We start from the raw sequence: 22,411 nt of genomic DNA on the forward strand, positions 1-22,411 counted from the left end.
CAGTTTTGTAAATAACGATATATTATTTTTTATATAACGATATGCGTCATTAACCATAAGTGGATGCAGCCTACGGGGTAGGCTATTTTTACGAACGGTTTTTCTGACGCTAACTTCTTAGCTTACTGCTTAAAGATCTTCACTTTTATATCTCGGGGTGCTGCGTAGTAAGGCGCTGATGTAACTAAGAGTGATACATCAGTTTGCGCGAATGCTTCTATTGTTTTTAAATTAATTCCACCTGCAATCGATAGCTGGCAAGGCCAGTTTTGCTGCTTGGTGAGTTCTTGTAGTTGCTGAATTTGTTCAATGGGCAGTTTATCGAGTTGTACAATATCGGCTTGCGCATTGATTGCAAGAATGGCCTGTTCGTAATCATCTGCCTCGACAATAATCATTTTTTCTGGGGCTGCTTGGCGCAGTGTTTTTATATGGCTTGCCCAATCATCTGGATTTTCAAGGCATTGACGATGGTTGGTGAACAGTAAAATGCTTTCTGCGCTACCCGCTCGATGAATAATAGCGCCCCCTGCCAAAATCGCAGTTAAGGCAAGAGGCTTGGTATGAGGAATAGTTTTTCGAGTACACGCAAGCTGCCCATCCGGTTGATATTGGCGCAAAATACTGACCATTTGCTGAGTGTAGTGGCTGACACCACTACACCATTCAAGCACGTTTTGCACCGCTTTCCAGCCTTGATGCAAGGCTTCAATCGGCCCAGTGGCAGAAATTAAAACACTTTGTGGCTCAACAAGTTGGCCATCTTGAAAGTGGCAATCACAAGTGATCCCCAGTTTCTCTAGCATGCGTTTGGCGATAATCAGCCCACTGATACAACCTCCGAATTTGGATGTAAAGGTTATTACACCCATTTGAGAGTGCAAGCCGAGTGCCCGTGTGGTGAGGTCACCGTATTGAATGTCATCTAGCAGTAGTTGGTCGATTAATGTATCGGGTAGGTAAATCATAATGTCAGTTCCGATTCATCAACCACATCCCAAGATACCATCGCCCAATCTCTGGATGGATAAGGAATTGTTTTACCTAAAGCCGTTTGTTCATCATAGTACTTACGTAAGATAGCGGTTTCTTCTGGTGTGATATTTTTAAGAGACCAATTGACGCTGTCAGCGAAAGTGTCAAAGCTATCAAACCCACCTTTCTTAGGACTTTTGATAAAATCAACGCGCGCATTAATGCCCATTTGATGCAAAATATTCACGGCGTAAATGTAGGTTGGCAAACGAATAACTTCGCGGCCTATCTTGCGAATAATGTGTTCATCAATAAATGTTGGGTTGATGGTATGAGTGGTGTAAACCCGTAATTTTGTTTGGCGATTGAGCTTGAGTAAAGCGGCTTTTAAATCATCAACGAGTGTTGAACGCGATGCCACTGAAATATCCACTTTTGGCAATGAACTCCAATCATCTTCCCATGCGAGTACTTCAAAGCGTGCATGGTGAATAGCGAGTTCTTTTGCGCGCAGTTCAGCCATCTCAAGCATGCCACGACTATAATCAATACCAATAACATCTTTGAATTCATTCGCAAGACACAGACTGATGGAGCCAGGGCCGCAGCCCACATCAAGCAGTGTTTCAGCACCTGTTAAATCCATTAATTTGCGAAACTGGACTAAATATGGGTCATTGGGGTTAGCGCAAGTTTGCGCCATTTGTTGTGCTTTTTTATCCCAATGTTCCGGTTCTTTACGGCTTCGTTGAGCTTGTTGCATATGTTGCTGGTACATTTTTGCAAAATCGATTTGATTGATTAACATGGCTTCTGACCTTAACTAGAAAACGCTGATGGAAACTGAAAGTGAGATTGAATGCTATGTTTATCCACATTATAGAGGTCTGCTAAGTTAGTAAGTGTTAACATACATTTAGATAATCCTTGCCTTGCTTTGTGGTGCTTATCGAGCAAAATAACATTATCAGCGATAGCAGCGGCATGCTGTGGATGGTGAGTTGACATCAAAATTGTCATACCGCGAGATTTTAATTTTTCTATTTGCTCAAGTAGGCGAATTTGATTACCAAAATCAAGGCTAGCGGCAGGTTCATCCATAATTAGAAGTAATGGTTTTTGTATTAAAGCCCTTGCTATCAATACTAATTGCTTTTCTCCTCCACTAAGCGTGCTGTATAGGCGTGATGCTAAATGTGAGATATTCAGATGCTTGAGTTGTTGATAGGCTAAATTTTTTTCTGTTTCTTTAGGAACCGAAAATAATGAAATATGCGGTGTTAAGCCCATCATAACCATATCAAGTACCGTGAAGGTAAAGGGGGTATCATGAGCTTGGGGAACATAGGCGACAGTTTTGGCGATTTCGCGTGGTTTAAGGTTCTTAATCTCTTGCCCATTGAGCCATACCTTACCTTTAATTGCCGGTAATAGTCCCAGTAAAGTTTTCATTAACGTGGTTTTACCGCAGCCGTTGGCGCCTAATAAGCAGCTAATCTCACCTTTAGGTAACGAAAGATTAATACCATCAATGATTGATATGTCATGATAACCAATAGCGACCTCTTGCAAAGACAAAATACTCATTTCACCCGCCTTGTCTGTAACAAAATAGCCAAAAAGAAGGGGGCGCCAATTGCGGAGGTTAAAATGCCTATGGGTAATTCAATTGCCGCAATAGTCCGTGCTAAGGTATCTGTAATGAGTAATAAAATAGCACCAATTGCCAGTGATGCAGGGAGCTGATAGCGAAAGTTAGCGCCCACTATCATTCGAGTGATATGTGGCACAATCAAGCCTATCCAGCCAATAATTCCCGCAATAGAAACCGCACTTGCCGTGAGTAAAGTGGCACAAACAATGAAGATAGCACGAGTTAAACTGACATTGATCCCAAGGCTTTTGGCTTCTTCATCCGATAAACTGAGTAAATTCATTCGCCAGCGTAATAATAATAACGGAATAATACCGATAACCATCATCGGTAACACGGAGACTAGGTCAGCTTGGGTAATCGATGACAATCCACCTAACAACCAGAATGTGATGGAAGGCAGTTGAGTGTAGGGATCGGCAAGAATTTTCATTAAGGAGATGGCAGAACCACATAGTGCACTGATGGCAACACCGACCAGCACCAAGGATAAAACAGGATCATGCTGCCGCGCTAATCGAGCAATAAAACAGACTAAGGAGACGGTGATTAGCCCACCAATAAATGCGCTCAGTTGAATGTAAAATAAGGATTGGCCAAAGAAAATACCGATAACAGCACCCACGCCAGCACCGGCGGAAACGCCTAAAATATCAGGGGAAACTAATGGGTTACGGAACATACCTTGGTAAGCCGCTCCTGCAATAGCCAGACCTCCACCAATGACAATAGCGGCTAACGTGCGAGGAAATCGTATTTGCCAGAAAATAGTTTCATGGCGCGGGTTGCTCAACTCGCTATGAGAAGATAACTGGCTGACAAATAGATGATAAAGCTCATTGAATGTAAGTGAGTACTTACCACTTATTAAGGCGATAATAAAACTTATTAATAAAATGATGATTAATAAAAAGGATCTTCTCCCTTGTCTCAGTACATCATTCATGATTTTTCCATGAGCAACTCAACTTGCTGTGCCGTTAATGATGAATGGTAGAAATGAGTAAAAAACTCAGCGATATCATGCTTAATATTCGCAGCAATATTTTTATCAAAATGGCTTTGTAGGCGCCTCATTCCCAATAGGCGGTTAACCCCTGGAGGCCCATCTAACCAACCAAATGGCATGCCACTAAATAGTAATAATTGGTTGTTGGCAATGGCATCAAGGCCTCTCCATAATGCGGAATTTGTCATTAATTCAATGGATTCGTCATATTGAGTTATAATGATGTCAGGGTTCCATTGATATAATTGCTCCATAGAAACCGTAGTCAGACCATGGAAATTAGGAATATCAACCACATTACGTAACCCGAGCATTTCAATCGCTTCAGTATGAATTGAGCCTTTAGCGCCAGTTTCTAAACCTTTTGCTCCTCTTGCAAGGTAAAAACTCAGCGATTTTTGTTGGTTTTGATTGGCAAATAAAGTGGCATCATTAATATAGCGTTGAGCGAGTTGGCTCAATGTTTGAGCCTGCGGGATAACGCCTAATATTTCACCTAGTTGTGTAAGTTGTTGAGGTGAATCTTTTAACCCGCCGGCGATTAATAAATAAGGTACATGAGTTTGTTTGGCGACCTTTTCCGCTTGTGAGCGATAAGTTTCGTCAATGTTTCCAGTATCAATGATCAAATCTGGGCTATAAGACAGCAGCTGCTCAAGAGAAAGGGTGCTCCCACGGCCTGCTAAGCGGCCATAAACAGGCAGCTCAAGCCATTGTGGTGCAAAAAGGCCGGTTTGCCCTTTTTTCAGCGAAATAGAGGCGAAACCCACCATCTTTTCAGGAGCTAATGCGAACATCAGTAAGTCGGAAGGAGGACCTGAACTGATGACTCGGTGAATATTTTCTGGTGCTGGGAGTTTTCCAAATATGGCCGCTTCGACGGCTAGGCGAGTTTGTGCAAAGCTCGGCAAGCTGTAAAAAATAGCCAGTGCTGCACTGGATTTAAGGAACTGCCTACGATTGATTGCCATAATCTAATTTTATTGCTTCGTTATGATAATAATTATATAACGCGAAAATTAGCGGAGTCATGATAGAGAGTCAACTATAAAAGTTGCCGTGCTCAGAAAATTCGATGTTTATATGATGTAAATCAGTAACAAAGATTGCTATCCATTAATAGATAGCAGAACATAGTTATCGTTAACGAATTGGATATCGCTTTGAACTTATGAAGAAAAAAAGACCTTCTCTGCAGGATGTTGCCGATCAAGTTGGCGTCACAAAAATGACGGTGAGCCGTTTTTTACGAAACCCAGAGCAGGTTTCAGAAGCTTTGCGCGATAAAATTGCTCAGGCGGTGGAGGCTTCCGGGTATATTCCAAATAAGGCGCCCGATATTTTATCGAATTCAACCAGCCATGCCATTGGGGTATTGCTCCCATCTTTAACTAACCAAGTTTTTGCCGAAGTCATCCGTGGAATTGAAGCAGTGACGGACCGTCATGGTTACCAAACCATGCTTGCTCACTATGGTTATTTAGCAGAAAAAGAAGAAGAGCGGCTGACCTCGCTACTTTCTTATAATATTGATGGTGTGATTTTAGCCGAACGAACACATACTGAACGCACGTTACGTATGCTGAAAACTGCGGGGATCCCCGTTGTTGAGATTATGGATAGCGTTTCACCTTGCCTAGATATCGCAGTGGGTATCGATAACTTTGAAGCTTCCCGCCAAATGACCCAAGCGATGATTGAGCGTGGCTGCCGTAAAGTTGTGTATTTAGGGGCAAGGCATGATGAGCGTACTTTTATTCGTTTAAAGGGTTATGAGCAGGCCATGCTCGATGCAAATCTTGAGCCTCGTAATGTGATGACACAAGCGAGTTCGTCATATTCGCTAGGTGCCCAACTACTGCACGATTGCCGCGCTAAATACCCAGATACCGACGGTTTATTTTGTACCAATGATGACTTGGCGATAGGGGCGATTTTTGAGTGTCAACGTCTAGGGATTCAAATCCCACAAGACCTTGCTATTTCAGGTTTTCATGGCCATGACGTAGGGCAAGTGATGACGCCAAAACTGGCAAGTATTTTGACGCCAAGGGACCAAATGGGGCGCAAGGCGGCGGAAGTTTTGTTGGCGAGAATGTCTGGTAAGAAGCTTGTCGAGACGCATTTTGATGTGGGGTTTTGTGTCCTTACTGGCGAAAGTATCTAATTATTCCTCGTCATACTTCGCGCTGTCGCGTTGTTGCCTGTACTCGCCAACCCTAGTCACATACTTATGTATGCTCCTAGGGCTTGACTCGCTTGGCGCCTAGCGACAACACGAACTATTTAGAGGAATGCTTTAAGGGGAGTAATAAAGTTTAAATATACTTTTTGTTTTTTGTTTCTATATTGATTGCGAGTTTTACTTTGTCTTTCACCTGCCTCTTCTGAAGTCAGTTTGAGAGTATCATCACAGATCTGTTTTCTTCTTCACCAATTTGATTGCTAAATAAATCCTCACTGATGATAATGTTACCCGTAACTTATTACCGGTAACAAATGCCGGTTTTTAACTAAAGCCAGGACAATAGTGAATATCTGAGGAGTTTCCTATGAATGATACCCAAAAACAAAACTATACATTTGTACTAATGGGGGTATCGGGTAGTGGTAAGTCTGCTGTTGCCACAGGTGTCGCACAGCAACTGCAAGCTGCCTTCCTTGATGGTGACTTTCTTCACCCTAAATCAAATATTTTAAAAATGGCATCGGGTCATGCATTAAATGATGATGACCGTAAACCTTGGTTAGTTGCATTGAACAATGCCATTTTTGCAATGCAAAGAACAAATAGGGTATCTCTGGTGGTGAGTTCCGCATTGAAAAAAAGCTATCGAGATATCTTAAGAGAGGGGAACCACAACCTCTATTTTATTTACCTAAAAGGTGATGCGGTTGTTATTGAAGAAAGATTGAAAGCACGTAAAGGGCATTTCTTTAAACCTGAAATGCTGAAATCGCAATTTGATGCCTTGCAAGAACCTGGTGCGGATGAACCTGATGTGCAGGTTGTTGATATTCGCCCATCCTTAGAAAACGTGATTGAAAATACGTGTTCTACTATTCGTAAGATTGTCGCTGGAGATAACTAATGAATACCCCAGAAACATTAAGCACGTTAACGCTCGTGCTGACGGCGGTTGGCTCGGTCGTTTTACTGCTCTTTTTAGTGATGTATGCTCGTTTACACGCATTTGTCGCACTCATGATCGTTTCTATTGGTGCAGGTTTGTTTTCTGGTATGCCAGTACAACAGATCACTGAAACCATGCAAAAAGGAATGGCGGGAACCTTAGGATTCCTTGCTATCGTAGTCGCTCTCGGAGCAATGTTCGGTAAAATTCTGCATGAAACAGGTGCTTTAGATCAGATTGCGAATAAGCTACTGAATCTGTTTGGTGAAAAAAATGCGCATTATGCAGTGGGTGTCGCAGGGTTGATTTGTGCACTACCACTCTTCTTTGATGTGGCGATTGTTTTGTTAATCGGTGTGGTGTTTGCGGTAGCGAACCGCACTGGGCATAACGTCGTTCGCCTTGCTATACCATTATTTGCAGGGGTTGCCGCTGCGGCTGCGTTCTTATTACCGGGGCCAACACCAATGTTGGTTGCATCACAAATGGGTGCAGATTATGGCTGGATGATTTTAATTGGGCTATGTGCTGCTATCCCTGGCATGATTTTAGCGGGACCTTTATTTGGTAAATTTATCAGTAACTTTGTTCATATTGATATTCCAGCAGATTACCAAGCGCCAAATACAGAACATGGCAGAATGCCAAGCTTTGGATTTAGCTTGTGTTTAGTGCTTTTCCCATTGGTATTAGTGGGTTTAAAAACCATCGGAACACATTTAGTTGAAAAAGGAACCACGCTTGAGCATTGGTTAGAGTTTATCGGTCACCCTTTCACCGCATTACTGTTAGCGTGTTTACTGGCGATTTATGGCCTAGGTTTCCGTTATGGTATGGATAAAGAAAAAGTCATGGCGATTTGTTCTGCAGCGATTCAACCCGCTGGGATCATTTTACTGGTAACGGGTGCTGGTGGCGTATTTAAACAAATTTTAGTGGATTCAGGTGTTGGCCCTGCGCTAGGTGATTCTTTAATTGGTGCTGGTTTACCGATTGCGGTTGCTTGCTTTGTATTAGCAGGAGCAGTACGTGTTATTCAAGGCTCTGCAACGGTTGCATGTTTAACTGCAGTAGGCTTAGTACTCCCAGTTATCAGTGAGTTAGGTTACTCAGGAGCACAGCTGGCAGCATTAGCTATCTGTATTTCTGGCGGTTCATTGATCTTAAGCCACGTGAATGACTCTGGTTTCTGGTTATATGGAAAATTCACTGGTGCGACAGAAGCGCAAACGCTAAAAACATGGACGGTAATGGAAACTATCCTTGGTACGACAGGGGCAATTGTTGGTATGGTGTTCTTTATGTTCTTGTAATACGGTTCATAAAAACACACCAAAGTTAAATTCATTGAATTAAACGTCATCAAAGCGCCCACAATCAAGTGGGCGTTTTGCTTTATTAGCTTAAATTAATTTTAGGAATAACAATTTCATTGTGATGCTGTGGGGAGCTAATGTGTTTAGCATGACCCGGTGATAATGCAATATGCTTCGTAAAAAATGAGGTTAGTCCTAAGTCGTGAGTAGAAAAGAAAATAATTGATTTATCTAATTCAAACTCTTGCTTCATTAATTGTAAGAATGAGAGTGCATCAGAGGTCGCCATAAATGATGTCGATTCGTCTAAGAATATCATTTCAGGTTGTTTTATCAGAGTCAGAGCGAGCTGTAACTTTTGTTTTTCCCCTGTAGATGCGGCGATATCGGTGATGAGTGTATCGTCTAAGGTTTCCTTACTAATCAGTAAGGATGGGCAACATAATTTGGTAAGGTGAACAATTGTATTGTTATCGAATACACCGTAGAAATTAAAATTATCACGAATGCTGCCATGAATAAATGTTGAAATACCATTATGGTAGGCAATTTTTTCTGTTAAAAAGCATTGGGAAATTTCATCGATACCAATACCATTGATTGTAATATCCCCTGATGAGTATTCTGAAATCCCACATAATGCTTTCATTAGTGATGTCTTTCCTACGCCTGAAATACCAGTAATACCAATAACATCGCCGGGTTTGGCTTCAACATCAAGCTGATTAATAATGGTTTTACCATTAATGCTAACGCTAAGATTTTTTGCACTAAAATGTTTTATTGAATCTGTTGTTATACCATCTGCTTTGAAATGGATAAGTGGGTTGTTTTTTAACTGATCAATACTGGATTTGATATGAAATAGATGTGTTTTCACCATAAATAAGCGATTAATGGCACTTGTAATTGCACCAGAAAGTCGACTATTAATGATCATCACGGCGATAACAGAAGCCAAGCTTAGACTGCCTTCACCAATAGCCAAATAGCTAGCTACGTACATTACTATCATAGATAAAAACGTATTTACTTTGATAATTTCCATCCAATGGTGATTGGCCTCATTTAGTTTTAATTTTATTTTTTCATCTTCATTAGTTTTTATACTGATGTACTGTTTAAAATGGTTATCTCTGGCAAAACAAAGCTCATGTTTTTTTTGTTCCAATGAGTAGTACATGGCTGATTTTTCATAGTTTAAGGTATTCGCTCGGAGCATATTTTTATAGGAAAGAAAGCGGATGTGTAGGCATAAAAAGATAAGCCCAGCGTAATAGCTCAATAGCAATAATGAATAAAAACCTAACATACCAAAAATGCAAAATGAAAATAAAATGGCTAACCCGAAATCATAAATAATTTGAGGCTTAATTTCCCAAACTTGTAAGATTGATGCTTCTGCTGTTCTCACTTTAATTGAGGCACTTTTACAACTAGATTGTTTTAATAAATTAATAAAATAGCGATTAAAAGTACTGATGTTAAGCTTTATTTTTTTTGTGTTCTGTTCATGAATAATGTGTTTAATAAAAAACTCTAAGCCAATAACGACAATGAAAATAAAACTAATATATAAAAGTGAGCTTATAGATTCACTATAAACTAAGCGGGAGTTAAAAAGATTTGAATATAAAGGTAATAATAGTGCGAATACAATTAAAGGTAATGACAATAAGCTAGATTTTGGTGTTAACTTAATCAGTGATTTATATATGCTCTCTTCATTGAGTGTGTTTTCACTTGCAGTAAATGAAAATAAATGTTTATTTTCAATTAGTTGTTGTGTTATTGCTATGTCGGTTGTTAGATTAGTTAGCTGGCCTCTATGATTTTTGATGATAATATATTTCCCATCTGCTATCTCCATAATAAAGAGAGCAGGTAGCTTTTTTTCATTAAAATCTGAAATAGAAGTGTATTGATAAGTGAAAAAATCATTATTAATAAATTCATTTATATTATTTAAGATATATTTATTATCATAAGAGAGTGCTGGAGAGGAAAATGGTTCTCCTAATATCTTAAAGTATTGATTAATAACATCATGGAAACTACTTTCTTTCATTTTCTTCACTCTTTAGGAAGCAAGCGTTAACCCCTTGATTATCCTCAATAGGTTTTAAGGCTTTAATGTGTACATTAGGCGTGTTTTTTTTAATTAATACCGTGTTATAGATGGTATAGGTCATTGCTGCGTCAAAAGATATGTTATTTCCATAACTGCAATAAACATCAATAGATTTAACCTTTTTATGATCAATTAGTTTTAAGGTGTCATGGCTAAACATTAACGATGTCATGATGTTATTGCCATTGCCATTTTTATTGTCATTATTACTATCGGTATTTATAGATGAAGACGCTTCAGTATTGTGGTTATCAATTCCTATCAATGCCGCCTTGCCTTTATTTTTTTCAGCAGCCATTGTGCTTGATAACACATTAGCTAAGAGCACAGCCATAAGTAATGTCATAGTTGCAACAGCAGCAGATAATGCAGAAATAAAACCTAACATAAGTCACCAAACGTTAAATGTAATGTTATCGCTAATTAATGCGGTTAAATAATGAAGTACTGAAATCTCTTTACTAGAGATATAGAGCATCACTGGCAAACCGTCATGTTCTCGAAGGAGCTCCGTATTTTGTTCTGGTGTAATTTGTACTGAATAATAGCGTTCTTGGCTGTTCCGCTCCCTGTCACTAAAGGAATCAGCGCTGATTTTTGTAACTTTCCCGTTAATGATTTTTTTAAACCCAGGGGAGTTCACCACAATTTTGGCTGGTAGCTGTGGCGCTATAAAAGGGCGATACTTCGCTAATATTTTACCTTCAATAACCCGCGTACTTTGTTGTTTTTTAATCACCATCACTAAATTTGAGGCTTCAACATACGAACCTTTCTCTAAATCTTTTTCGATACTTAATACAATCCCGTCAGCTGGTGATAACACACTATTCGCTCTTATTTTATTGCGCAGTAATTCCATCTGACCACTGTTTTCTAATTTCTCTTTTTTTAGTCGATTAAGTAGAGTTTCATTTTCTTGTATTTCCCCGATAAGTCGTGCGGTATACTTCTTTTCTTGCAGTGAGATTTCTCGCAATAACCCTTGAGCATTTAATTCACCTGACGCTATTAGCGCGGTGGTGCGGCTGATTTCAGCATTATTATTGAGTTTTTCAATTTCAGGAGCTCTTGCATTTTTTAATAATAAGTCCTTCTTTTTCAGTATGTTAATTTGATTTTCTAGTTCGCTAGACTCTTTAATTTGTGAGATATATTTATCTCGTAAATTACTTATCTCCATGCGTAAGAGAATATGACCATAGAGTTCTCTATAGGCACTTAAAGTTTTACTTTGTAAGCCCTTTGCAAAGAAAAAATATTCAGATTCCGTATTTATGCTTCCATCAAGGATTTTATTTAACAGTTTTTTGTTTTCTTCTAATTCATTGATGCGTTCATTAGCAAAAGTAACGAGGCCGGATAAGGTTTTTTCTTGATGAAAGACATCTAAATTAGTATAGGAAAATAAAACTTGGTCTTTTTCTACCTTATCACCAGTTTTAATAGCGAACTGATTAATAAATCCAGAAGCCGGGCTCACTATTTCTAGTCGATTGGAGACTCCTGAGATAATCCCCTCTCCTGGAGAGGATATTTCTATTTTAGCTAATATAATATAACCGATAAATAATGACGTGATACCTAGAAATATTTTTAATTTTTTAGGTGCCCGGTTCAGTTTATTTAGATAACGTTTCAATTTCAGCTAACTTCCCTGTTAATTGGATATATTCCATTTTGTTTTTCATATCAGCAATCATTAATTCAGCAATGCGCCTTTCCATTGTTAACATATCAAATAGTGTGTTCACCATTTCATAGAAAGAAGATTGTGATATTTCATATTCCCTTTGTTGGCTTTTAATTATTGAGCGCATGGTCTTACGTTGTTCATGTAGCCCTGTAAGTTCAGTCGAATTTGAATTAGCGATTAATTTTAAATTTTTAATTTTAGCTGTGGATTCTTTATATTTATAATCAGCTTTTCCTTTTGTTGCTTCATACAGTTTCAGTTGAGATTTTTCATTCAGAACTTTATCAAGGTCAAAGATATTTAATTTAACCTCCATTCCCATATAAGACTCGTTACGACTTCTAACTTGATCAATAAATCGTTCTTCGGCGATAAGATTAACATTTAAGAAGGGATTTTGTTGATAAGCATTTTCTTTCATTGCATCAGCTTGCATACGTAGCAAGTTATATTCGCTATTCTGTTGTGCATTTTCACTATCAATAATAGTTTCTTGTAATTTTTTTAATAGATTTTTTGGAACCGTTACACCTTTAGAAGGAAAGGTAATGCCTGATAAAAGCTCAATATTAGACTTATATTGCTCAATCTCTTTTTCTATATTTTGTAGCTCTGTTTCAATCCTCTGCATCAATAAAGAAGCTTGTTCAACATCACTGTATTTTGCTATGCCACTTTTATAGCGATGAGTAATAAGTTTGAAAATACTTTTAGCATTGCTATTTAAATCAGCTGTTGTTTTTGTTAGCTCATTGAGATAATAAATACCAATTAAGTTGTTAGTTGTCGAGGTGTAAAGTTCTTCTTTTTCCTTGTTTAGTGAAAGTGCTGATATTTTTAATTTTAAATTTTTTTCATTAAACCGGTGACTTAACGTAGTGTCATAGATCAATGAACTGGCAGTAATATTACTGTTAGTGCTGCCATCATGGCTTTTTATTTTTCCTGAAGCGGATATTTTTGGTAGATAATAATAATCTGTTTGTTTTGCTCTGAGGTTTTCAGCTTCTAATTCTAACGCTTTTATTTGAACTGGATTGGAGTTTTTTAATACTCGGCCAATAAATGTTTGGAAGTTTTCTACATCTTGATTGGCTAAGCTACAAGTTGGTAGTGATAATGTTAATAATAAACCTAAGGTGATAGGACGCATGTGCTTACTCCATTGATAATAAAGTTAATAGTTTTTTTCTGCTCTCAATGGTATTTTCTTTTAGCCATTGTGTAGTTTGATCTATTTTTAATATTTCTTCTGAAATTTTTTCATTCTGATTGTTTTTGTTTATTTTTTCTTCTAATAAGTAGATGGCTAATTTTCTTTTCCAGTCATCGTCAGCTTCTTTTATTGATTGTAAAACCTCTAAGTGTTCTTGTGCTGTGGAGGATAAAGCCAGAAGATGTGAGGAAATATCAGTTGCTAGCTCATTGCTTTCGGTCACGGAAATCATTTTTTGCGCTATATTGATATTCACTTTCTGTAATGTGTTCAGGGTTTCTTGAATATGATTAAGTTCTTCTGAGTAGTTTGCAGATTGTTGTTGAGTTTTTTTATTTTCTTTTTGGTAAAAGAAATGAAAGAAATTCAAACTCACTAACAGTAAAACTGAAATAGAAACCCCAAGAATAGAGGGTAAGAATGCAAAGGACATTGAATTAAGTGCCATTGAGATAGATGAGATCATGGCGTTCATTTTTTCTGAGACATCACCTTCTCCTCCAAGTGATGCTGATATTGCGGTGATCATCCCTGTTAATCCAATAAATGTTCCTATTAATCCTAATGACACAGTAACGGATGCAGATAATTTCGTTTGGTTTGAGAGTAATGTATAGTTGCTTTTTTTATTTTTATTAAATAATCGATGAAATAAAAATATAACTAAAGGATAAATATAAATCCCAATCATGGTGTAGCTGATTTCAGGGGCAAGTAATAGACATTGCTGAACCATTTCACGTACCGATTGTAATAAAAAACAAGCGAGAAACGTTGCGGCATAAAAAAATAATCCAAGATAATACATGTTATTTGTAATCCCAATAAATGCATGAGTTCCAACCTGGGCAATATTCACTTGTTCCTTGTTTTAGAACAATTTCTTTATTAATTCCCAGACTCTTAATTAGTGATGCCATATAAAGAAGGTTGTAGGTGTTTTTTTCTTTACTGTGGCTGATTTTATCATTGATGTAACCACTGATAATAATTTTATTACTTTTATTTTTAACTATTTCTTGTTTGATTAAAGAGGTTTCATTGCTTGATAAATGAATTCCACCTTTAAAATAAAGACGTTTATTTTGGATATCTATTTGTATTTTTTCAAATTTTAATTGTCCATAATTAATATGGGTTTCTGCAGTTTTCATTCCGCTGAAAATAAACACCATAGAAACTAAAATAATTATACATAGTGTTCCACTTAACCCATCAACCATTGGGGCTAGTTCTTCATCAGAGTTATCATCATTTTCTTCCATATCTAATTCTTTTATTTTAGAAACAATTTTATTAATTCAGGATTATATTATAATCGCTATTGAAATGAACTCACTGGAATTGGAGCTCAAAAAAAAAGATTGTCAGACCACATTATCTTAAATGACGTTTTATTTTTAATTAAATGGATATAATCGGTTTCATTAACGGCAGCTTATGGGTATATAGCTGATAACCCCATTTATTAATATAATGATATAGAACATGACAGATAAAACTATCACAGATAAATTAAAAAGCATAGAAATCCAAAAGTTTAAAGTTCAAGGGCTTGATTTAATTGTAACTAAGCCAGATGGTTCTATTGAGAACATTAAAAATGGGCTGTCTGAAGTTATTTTAGGAAATATGACATTATTGACTGAGCAGGGCGAGATTCTTTCACAAGATGAAATTCTATCATCAATAACATTAAATGTCGGTGCTGATGCTATTTATATCAAAGAGCAATTGACGAGTGACATCATTGAATATACTGATAGCCAAGCCTCAAAAAAGAATAATGAGCAAATTGAAGGTGAGGAACAGCAATATGATAACCGACAAGACGATAAACAAAGTTTCAGTGAAAAACTGGCGGAGTTAAATCAAAAAAACCAACAATTAGAAAAGGCGCTTCAGACCTTGTCTTCTGAGAAAGATGAAAAAGAGGTATTACTAAGTTCGTCATTAACAAAGCTCACAGAAGCGAAAAACCAGCTAAATCAAAAAAATAAAGCAGAGAAAGCACAAGTCGAAGACAGCAGCTTAACCTTTCCTTCACCATCTGCACCGGTTGTTATGCCAATAAGTTCTTCATCACCCTCTCAGCCTGCAAATAAACCATTAGCACCTTCCCAGATAGCTAAACCTATAACACAGGTTTTTATTCAAGGAAAATTAAGCGAAGAATCCGACTCAGGGAAAAGGGGGGATAATATTACGAATATTAATACACCAATATTTACTGGGGTTATCTCTCCTGATAGTCAGGGTTATCTAACGATTAATGATAACAAATATTCGATCACAACGGATAAAGATGGAAAGTGGTCATTAAAAATCACTGAACCGTTAGAAGATAAAGTATATGAATATTCATTAGTTGCTTTTTCCGGTGAAGGTAAGCCTGTGACGGTGAATGGCCAATTTGAAGTCGACACTCAGCTTGATAATCTCTCTGTTAGCCTTGATGGGCATTCGGATACAGAAACGTCGGCGGAGAGACTAACTAACAAGCAAGTTCCTACTTTTATAGGGAAAGCTGAAGCTGGTAGTACGGTAACGCTAACGATTGCAGGACAAACATTATCGGCAATTGCTGATGATAAAGGTACGTGGCGAATAACAGTCGAGAAACCATTGGCCGATGGAGTATCAAACTTCCAAGTCACTGCCGTGGATCCTGCTGGTAACCAAAAAATCATCACTGAGAGCGTTACTATCAAAACATCAAAACCAGATGCTAGTGTACTGCTTGATAACTCAACGGTTTTTTTGACCAGCAAAGTAAAGCCAACGCTTACGGGAAAAACAGATTCGAATTCCAATGTCATCGTTAAGGTAGCTGGAAAAGAGTACTTCACTAAGGCGAATGAACAGGGTGATTGGTCACTCACTATCAGTGATAACTTAGCTGATGGCTCACATATATTAAATGTTAAGGTAACAGATAGCGTAGGAAATCAGGGGGTTTTTATCCAAAGCCTGTTAGTCGACACGACGCTACCGGCTGCGACTGCGAAGCTCACCGAAAGCAGCGATTCCGGCGCCAAAGGGGACAATCTTACGCAGCACCAAGCGGTCACACTGGAAGGAATAACCAAACCGCAATCGGCGGTGGTGATCCAGTTTGCGGGGCAGGAGTACAGCACCCTTGCCGATAAAGACGGGCAGTGGCAAGTGGCATTACCCGCAGTCAATCAAGACGGTGAGTATGATTATCAAGTGAGTGTGACCGATACTGTCGGAAATATCGGGATGTCCAATGGACAATTCACTGTGGATAATCAGGTGGATAGCCTATCGGTTCACCTTGATACACTGTCTGATAGTGGCAAGGTTGGCGACCATATCACTCAAGAGTCGCGTCCGCATTTTTCAGGCAAGGCGGAAGCGGGGAGCCGTGTCGAGTTGACGATTGACGGGCAACACGTGGTCACGACAGCGGATAGCGATGGGGATTGGACTATCGTCGTACAGCAAACACTCACGGATGGCACCTATGATTATACGGTGAAAGCCACGGATGTGGCAGGTAATAGCACCGTGGTTACAGAGTCCGTGCAGATAAAAACCTCATTGCAACCCACGACGTTACAACTCAATAACCAGTCTGATTTGATGACTAACCAACCGCTCCCGACATTATCCGGGCAATCCGAGCCCCACGCGACGATACAGGTTTCACTGAGTGGGGAAATTTACTCAACGGTAGCCGATGCACAGGGCGCTTGGTCGATTATGGTCACCTCGCCGCTCGCGTCGGGAAGCCACTTGCTCAAGGTGCAGGTCACCGATATTGCGGGAAATAGCGAGAAAATCAGCGAGACGGTATGGGTCGACACGACGCTACCGGCTGCGACTGCGAAGCTCACCGAAAGCAGCGATTCCGGCGCCAAAGGGGACAATCTTACGCAGCACCAAGCGGTCACCCTGGAAGGGATAACCAAACCGCAATCGACGGTGGTGATCCAGTTTGCGGGGCAGGAGTACAGCACCCTTGTCGATAAAGACGGGCAGTGGCAAGTGGCATTACCCGCAGTCAATCAAGACGGTGAGTATGATTATCAAGTGAGTGTGACCGATACTGTCGGAAATATCGGGATGTCCAGCGGGCAGTTTATTGTTGATACTCAGGTGGATAGCCTATCGGTCCACCTTGATACACTGTCTGATAGTGGCAAGGTTGGCGACCATATCACTCAAGAGTCGCGTCCGCATTTTTCAGGCAAGGCGGAAGCGGGAAGCCGTGTCGAGTTGACGATTGGCGGACAACCAGTGGTCACGACAGCGGATAGCCATGGGGCTTGGTCGGTGGTGACACAAAATGTACTCGCCGACGGCACCTATGATTATACGGTGAAAGCCACGGATGTGGCAGGCAATAGCACGGTGGTTACAGAGTCCGTGCAGATAAAAACCACATTGCAACCCACGACGTTACAACTCAATAACCAGTCTGATTTGATGACTAACCAACCGCTCCCGACATTATCTGGGCAATCCGAGCCCCACGCGACGATACAGGTTTCACTGAGTGGGGAAATTTACTCAACGGTGGCCGATGCACAGGGCGCTTGGTCGATTATGGTCACCTCGGCACTCGCGTCCGGAAGCCACTTGCTCAAGGTGCAGGTCACCGATATTGCGGGAAATAGCGAGAAAATCAGCGAGACGGTATGGGTCGACACGACACTACCGGCTGCGACCGCGACGCTCACCGAAAGCAGCGATTCCGGCGCCAAAGGGGACAATCTTACGCAGCACCAAGCGGTCACACTGGAAGGGATAACCAAACCGCAATCGGCGGTGGTGATCCAGTTTGCGGGGCAGGAGTACAGCACCCTTGCCGATAAAGACGGGCAGTGGCAAGTGGCATTACCCGCAGTCAATCAAGACGGTGAGTATGATTATCAAGTGAGTGTGACCGATACTGTCGGAAATATCGGGATGTCCAGCGGGCAGTTTATTGTCGATAGCAATATCACGCTGATTGCACACTTAGACCCTGCGAGCCAAGACAATTCGAATGCGTTGATAACCTACTTAAAACGACCACAAATTAGTGGAGAAGCTGACCCCGAAAGTAAAATTACCGCTGAGTTTAAAGGACAAATTAAAACGGCTTACGCCGATAGCCAAGGAAAATGGTCTCTGATTTTTGATGTTGATGCGAATGAAGGCAAGGATAATCACTACAAGGTCATCGCAGAGGACGCTGCTGGTAACAAAGAGACAATTAGTCAGAGTTTTACATACCTGCCCTCATCAGTAGGATCTGGAGACATTCACCCCCCGACTTTAACCGCCACATTAGATGCTGCGTATGATAGTGGAAAGCAAGGTGACTATATCACTAATATTAAAGCGCCTAAATTTACTGGGAACGCCACGGTGGGGGCTAAAGTTAGACTGACAATTGGGAATGAAAGTTTCTCTACATTGGCAGATAAAGTCACTGGAAATTGGGAAATCCAAGTTAAAGAGCTCGCGGAAGGGAATTGCCAGTATCTTGTGACGGCGGAACACCCAATAAATGGGCAAACAAAGGATATTTCTGGGAATATTTTTATAGATACTACTGCTCCTGTATCCACAATTGAACTAAGTACAGAAACGGATACTGGAACCAAAGGAAACTTTATTACTGCACATCGTAAACCTGTATTTACAGGAAAAAGTGAGCCGGGGAGTGAAATCACTCTGGAACTAAATAATGAGTCGGTTTCGACAGTTGTTGATAACAACGGCTTTTGGAGTTTATCTTTACCCAATGAATTACCAAAAGATTTTATTGGTGATTATAAAATCGTTGTTACGGATACAGCAAATAATCAATTTGAAAAAATAGATACACTGACGATTAATTCGAGTAAACCGGAGATTACCGATGCTGCTCTGGCTTCACCTTGGAATAAAGGTAAATTTTATGGTGAGAAATCGACTAATGATTTGATGGCGACTTTTCAAGGAAAAGTAACCCCTGGTTCAAGTTTACAATTTAAGTTTAGACTGAGTAAGAAGGATGAGCATATTTTCTCCATCTCAGACATTGATAAAAATGGAAATTGGTCTTTTAGCTTACCGCCAGGTTTTCTTAAAGTGGATCGCCGTTATGACCTTGATAATTTGGTATTAATTGCAACGTCTCCAGCTGGGTTGACGACAGAAAAGGTGATTGAAGAAAAAGGGATTCAAATAAAGGATTGCGTTTTAAATGTGGCATTTCAAGTTGCGGCAGAGTCGAGTAGTACTGGGGAAGTTGATAACTCACTAAGCTCAAGTCGTTCCCCAAAGTTACAGGGAAAGATTGTAGGTTCGTCGGATAGAGATGAGCTTGCAGGGACCATTTTTATTGGTGGAAAAACTTATTCAATAGCTTTTGGTAAAAGCAGAAGCTCATGGAATTTCAAAGTCCCCGACGATGTCCAGCTTCCTTTAGGAGAAGTCCCCTATACTCTCACATTTAAAGATGTTTATGGTTCGGTAAGGGAAGTATCTTCTTCTGTATTTATCAGTGATTTCAAGTTTTACCTTGACCCAGATACAGATTCTGGCCAAATCGGTAACCACTATACCAATCATAAAAAACCCGTTTATAAAGGCAAAATAACAGCCGGTGGCACGATCTCAGCCAAAGTAAATGGTAATAGTTATCCTATTCAAGCCAATGATCAGGGAGAGTGGCGCTTCGAAGTACCGATTAAAGGGGATGGCGCTTACCATATTAGTTTTATCCAAGACGATGGTACAGTTTCAGTTGGGCAAACAACACTTAATATCCTCACTAAGGCACCCATATTTAATCATTTTCAGGTTGCTGAGGAGCAACTTCATGCGGGTACACAAGTTGCGAATGTAACCAATCCTAAATTGGTTTTCACTTATAATGGAAATATGGATTATTACTTGATAAACGTGAATGGAAAAACGACTCGACATAATAAGCTAAAAACTAAATATAATGGCTCTAAAACAGTTTTTGCTAATGAGCTGGCATTACCTGACGGCGAGCATGTGGCAAAAATAACTGCATTTGATATCGCGGGTAATAAAACTGAGCATGAAGTAATTATTAAAGTGCTCAGTGATGAATCCGGTAAGACTGCCCCAAGTATTGAATTTGGTGTGAATGATAAACAATTAATTTCTGAGAAAGATGGCAAATTACTTTTCAACCAAAATGATTTAACACTCACGGGGACTACAAGCGTCGCAAGCCTAGTTACCATCAAAGACATAAATGGAAAAACACTTGGTACGACAAAGGCAAATAATCAGGGGAGTTGGCAGCTGAAATTACCTAGTGATGTTGTTCCTGTAGGTATTAAGGATGGTGAAAAAATTCAATTATCGGTTACGGCAAAGGATTTAGCTAATCGTGAAACGCAGTTTGAGTTTGATTTGGTATATGACATTACCCCGCCAGTATTGAATGCGGTATTAGACGAACAATCATCAAATGGCGGCACTATTCATGTTAACCAACCAACATTTAATGGAACAACCAAAGCTAATTCGGAAGTACGCTTGACGATCAATGGAAATATATATCGTACTACCGCTGATTATGATGGTAATTGGCAGATTAAATTGCCTGATAATGAAGCACTTGCTGATGGCGTGCATTTCTATGAAATAGAAGCAGTGGATGTGCTTGGACAAATAAACCAGAACAAAGTTTCTGGTAACTTTATTGTGAAAACAGTCGCCTCAGTGAGTGGGGAATTAGAAGAAGATTCAGACTCAGGTATTCAGGGCGATGACTGCACCAATGTAAATAAGCCTACATTTAGCGGAATTACCGAACCAAATGCGACAATTCGATTAGTGTTTGATAATAAAGTTACATCAATTTTTGAAACTACCGCCAATGAGAAAGGAGAGTGGACGATCCAGGTAGATACTGAATTGAGTGACGGTCTTCATGATTATGTCATTTTTGCGATTGATAATATTAAAGGTATTAAAGGACAAGTTTCTGGGCAATTGGTTATTGATACATTAGCACCTGACTACCTTATTGGTGGTGTGGTGGACCCTACAGACTCCAGCACTAAACAGAATATTTTAACCAGTATGACGAGGCCGACTTTTGCTGGGATTGCAGAGCCTAGCACTTATTTGGAAATCACAGTTGGTCAAGAGATCTACACGAATATCCTTGTTGATAAACAAGGGGAGTGGAGCTTTACGTTAACAGAACCACTAATCGATGGGACACATGATTATCATATAAGGGTAACTGACATTGCGGGGAACTTAGGGACAGACAATTTAACCGGAAAAATTACTGTTGATACTCAAGCGCCAGAAATTTTAGGGGGGCTAAATAACACCACTGACTCAAGCCACAAGGGCGATAATATAACGAATATCAATAAGCCAAAATTTAGTGGGGTGACAGAGGCTGAGGCAGTTATTGCGCTTGAAATTGACGGTAAAATCTATCAAGGGGTGGCGGATGAAAAAGGAAAATGGGCGATATCTGTTACTGATGCCTTGATTGATAAAACCTATGATTATCGTATTGAAGTTAAAGATGCCGTGGGAAATAGGCAGGCGCTTACAGGGCAAATGACGATTGATACTAAAGCCCCTGAGCTTGTTGGTCACTTAGATGTTATGACTGACTCTGGCGAAAAAGGCGATGATATAACCAATGTAAATACGCCAAAATTCAGTGGGACAACGGAGCCAGACACTCAGGTATTTTTAACCATTGATAATCATACCTATGAACAAAAAGCGAATAAACTGGGTCAATGGGAAATATCGGTATTGAACCCATTAGCTGAAGGTGTGCATGACTATGAAATTAATGCATATGACAAAGCGGGTAATCAGGCACAGCAATCAGGAAAGGTGACTATTGATACCAAAGCCCCTGAGCTTGTTAGTGGCTTAGATGTTATGACTGACTCTGGTGAAAAAGGCGATGATATAACCAATGTAAATACGCCAAAATTCAGTGGGACAACGGAGCCAGACACTCATGTATTTTTAACCATTGATAATCATACCTATGAACAAAAAGCGAATAAACTGGGTCAATGGGAAATATCGGTATTGAACCCATTAGCTGAAGGTGTGCATGACTATGAAGTTAATGTATATGATCAGGCAGGAAATCAGGCACAGGTTAAAGGTAATCTTACTATTTATTCCGATTTGCCCGATGCAACTGTAAGGCCAATAGATAATACAGGCGGTACTCAGGTCGATATCCCGCCAATAGATACCTTAGCGCTTCCATCTGATATCGAGGAACACTATTTTTAATTGAATAATAGCC

General features: G+C 39.7%; 15 protein-coding genes. 4 read left to right on the forward strand and 11 right to left on the reverse strand.

Translation table 11 applies throughout. The features are described 5' to 3' along the window. Nucleotides 1-122: 122 nt before the first annotated feature. Genes modD through P3L44_RS02105 form a run of 5 tightly spaced genes read right to left on the reverse strand, consistent with a single transcriptional unit; the run spans nt 123 to nt 4,609 of the window. Complete coding sequence (gene modD, locus P3L44_RS02085; protein WP_272662003.1) at nt 123-968, reverse strand: ModD protein; 846 nt, start codon at nt 966-968, stop codon at nt 123-125. Further along, a complete protein-coding gene (locus P3L44_RS02090) occupies nt 965-1,783 on the reverse strand; it encodes a class I SAM-dependent methyltransferase (RefSeq protein ID WP_115166476.1) in 819 nt (272 codons plus the stop codon). The genes modD and P3L44_RS02090 overlap by 4 nt, the downstream gene beginning before the upstream one ends. Before the next feature lie 11 nt (nt 1,784-1,794). After that, nucleotides 1,795-2,562, reverse strand: coding sequence for an ABC transporter ATP-binding protein (locus tag P3L44_RS02095; protein ID WP_200129349.1), 768 nt, complete (start codon nt 2,560-2,562; stop codon nt 1,795-1,797). Then, nucleotides 2,559-3,575, reverse strand: a complete 1,017-nt coding sequence (locus P3L44_RS02100; protein WP_109913064.1) for a FecCD family ABC transporter permease — start codon at nt 3,573-3,575, stop codon at nt 2,559-2,561. The genes P3L44_RS02095 and P3L44_RS02100 overlap by 4 nt, the downstream gene beginning before the upstream one ends. Next, nucleotides 3,572-4,609, reverse strand: a complete 1,038-nt coding sequence (locus tag P3L44_RS02105; RefSeq protein ID WP_115166479.1) for an ABC transporter substrate-binding protein — start codon at nt 4,607-4,609, stop codon at nt 3,572-3,574. Before P3L44_RS02105 ends, P3L44_RS02100 begins: the two co-directional genes overlap by 4 nt. A gap of 200 nt (nt 4,610-4,809) precedes the next feature. Here P3L44_RS02105 and gntR point away from each other — a divergent pair, with 200 nt between their 5' ends. From gntR to gntU, 3 genes are all read left to right on the forward strand, one after another. Then, nucleotides 4,810-5,805, forward strand: a complete 996-nt coding sequence (gene gntR, locus P3L44_RS02110; protein ID WP_140172899.1) for a gluconate operon transcriptional repressor GntR — start codon at nt 4,810-4,812, stop codon at nt 5,803-5,805. 385 nt (nt 5,806-6,190) lie between these two features. Then, nucleotides 6,191-6,730 (forward strand): gluconokinase, encoded by a 540-nt coding sequence (gene gntK, locus P3L44_RS02115; RefSeq protein ID WP_004915186.1) that lies wholly within the window; start codon nt 6,191-6,193, stop codon nt 6,728-6,730. Further along, nucleotides 6,730-8,085, forward strand: a complete 1,356-nt coding sequence (gntU, locus tag P3L44_RS02120) for a gluconate transporter (RefSeq protein WP_004915184.1) — start codon at nt 6,730-6,732, stop codon at nt 8,083-8,085. Before gntK ends, gntU begins: the two co-directional genes overlap by 1 nt. An 85-nt stretch (nt 8,086-8,170) precedes the next feature. On the opposite strand, the gene P3L44_RS02125 is transcribed toward gntU, so the two are convergent. From P3L44_RS02125 to P3L44_RS02150, 6 genes are read right to left on the reverse strand one after another with little or no spacing between them, the layout of a single operon-like run. After that, nucleotides 8,171-10,156: an ATP-binding cassette domain-containing protein gene (locus P3L44_RS02125; protein ID WP_272662002.1), complete on the reverse strand. Its 1,986-nt coding sequence runs from the start codon at nt 10,154-10,156 to the stop codon at nt 8,171-8,173. Next, on the reverse strand, nt 10,143-10,607 hold the full coding sequence (locus P3L44_RS02130) for a hypothetical protein (RefSeq protein WP_096865050.1): 465 nt from the start codon (nt 10,605-10,607) through the stop codon (nt 10,143-10,145). Before P3L44_RS02130 ends, P3L44_RS02125 begins: the two co-directional genes overlap by 14 nt. Before the next feature lie 3 nt (nt 10,608-10,610). After that, nucleotides 10,611-11,861, reverse strand: coding sequence for an HlyD family efflux transporter periplasmic adaptor subunit (locus P3L44_RS02135; protein WP_272662001.1), 1,251 nt, complete (start codon nt 11,859-11,861; stop codon nt 10,611-10,613). Further along, complete coding sequence (locus P3L44_RS02140) at nt 11,842-13,068, reverse strand: TolC family protein (RefSeq protein WP_004261227.1); 1,227 nt, start codon at nt 13,066-13,068, stop codon at nt 11,842-11,844. The genes P3L44_RS02135 and P3L44_RS02140 overlap by 20 nt, the downstream gene beginning before the upstream one ends. 4 nt (nt 13,069-13,072) lie before the next feature. Then, nucleotides 13,073-13,990, reverse strand: a complete 918-nt coding sequence (locus P3L44_RS02145; protein WP_272662000.1) for a hypothetical protein — start codon at nt 13,988-13,990, stop codon at nt 13,073-13,075. Beyond that, the gene (locus P3L44_RS02150) at nt 13,941-14,396 is read right to left on the reverse strand and encodes a hypothetical protein (protein WP_110592519.1); all 456 of its coding nucleotides are present in this window, start codon (nt 14,394-14,396) and stop codon (nt 13,941-13,943) included. The genes P3L44_RS02145 and P3L44_RS02150 overlap by 50 nt, the downstream gene beginning before the upstream one ends. Before the next feature lie 223 nt (nt 14,397-14,619). On the opposite strand from P3L44_RS02150, the gene P3L44_RS02155 reads away from it, so the two are divergent. Further along, nucleotides 14,620-22,398 (forward strand): Ig-like domain-containing protein, encoded by a 7,779-nt coding sequence (locus P3L44_RS02155; protein ID WP_316928258.1) that lies wholly within the window; start codon nt 14,620-14,622, stop codon nt 22,396-22,398. The last annotated feature ends 13 nt before the right edge of the window (nt 22,399-22,411 follow it).

It is taken from the genome of Providencia sp. PROV175 (assembly GCF_032707045.1).
In the GTDB taxonomy this organism is placed as follows: domain Bacteria; phylum Pseudomonadota; class Gammaproteobacteria; order Enterobacterales; family Enterobacteriaceae; genus Providencia; species Providencia hangzhouensis.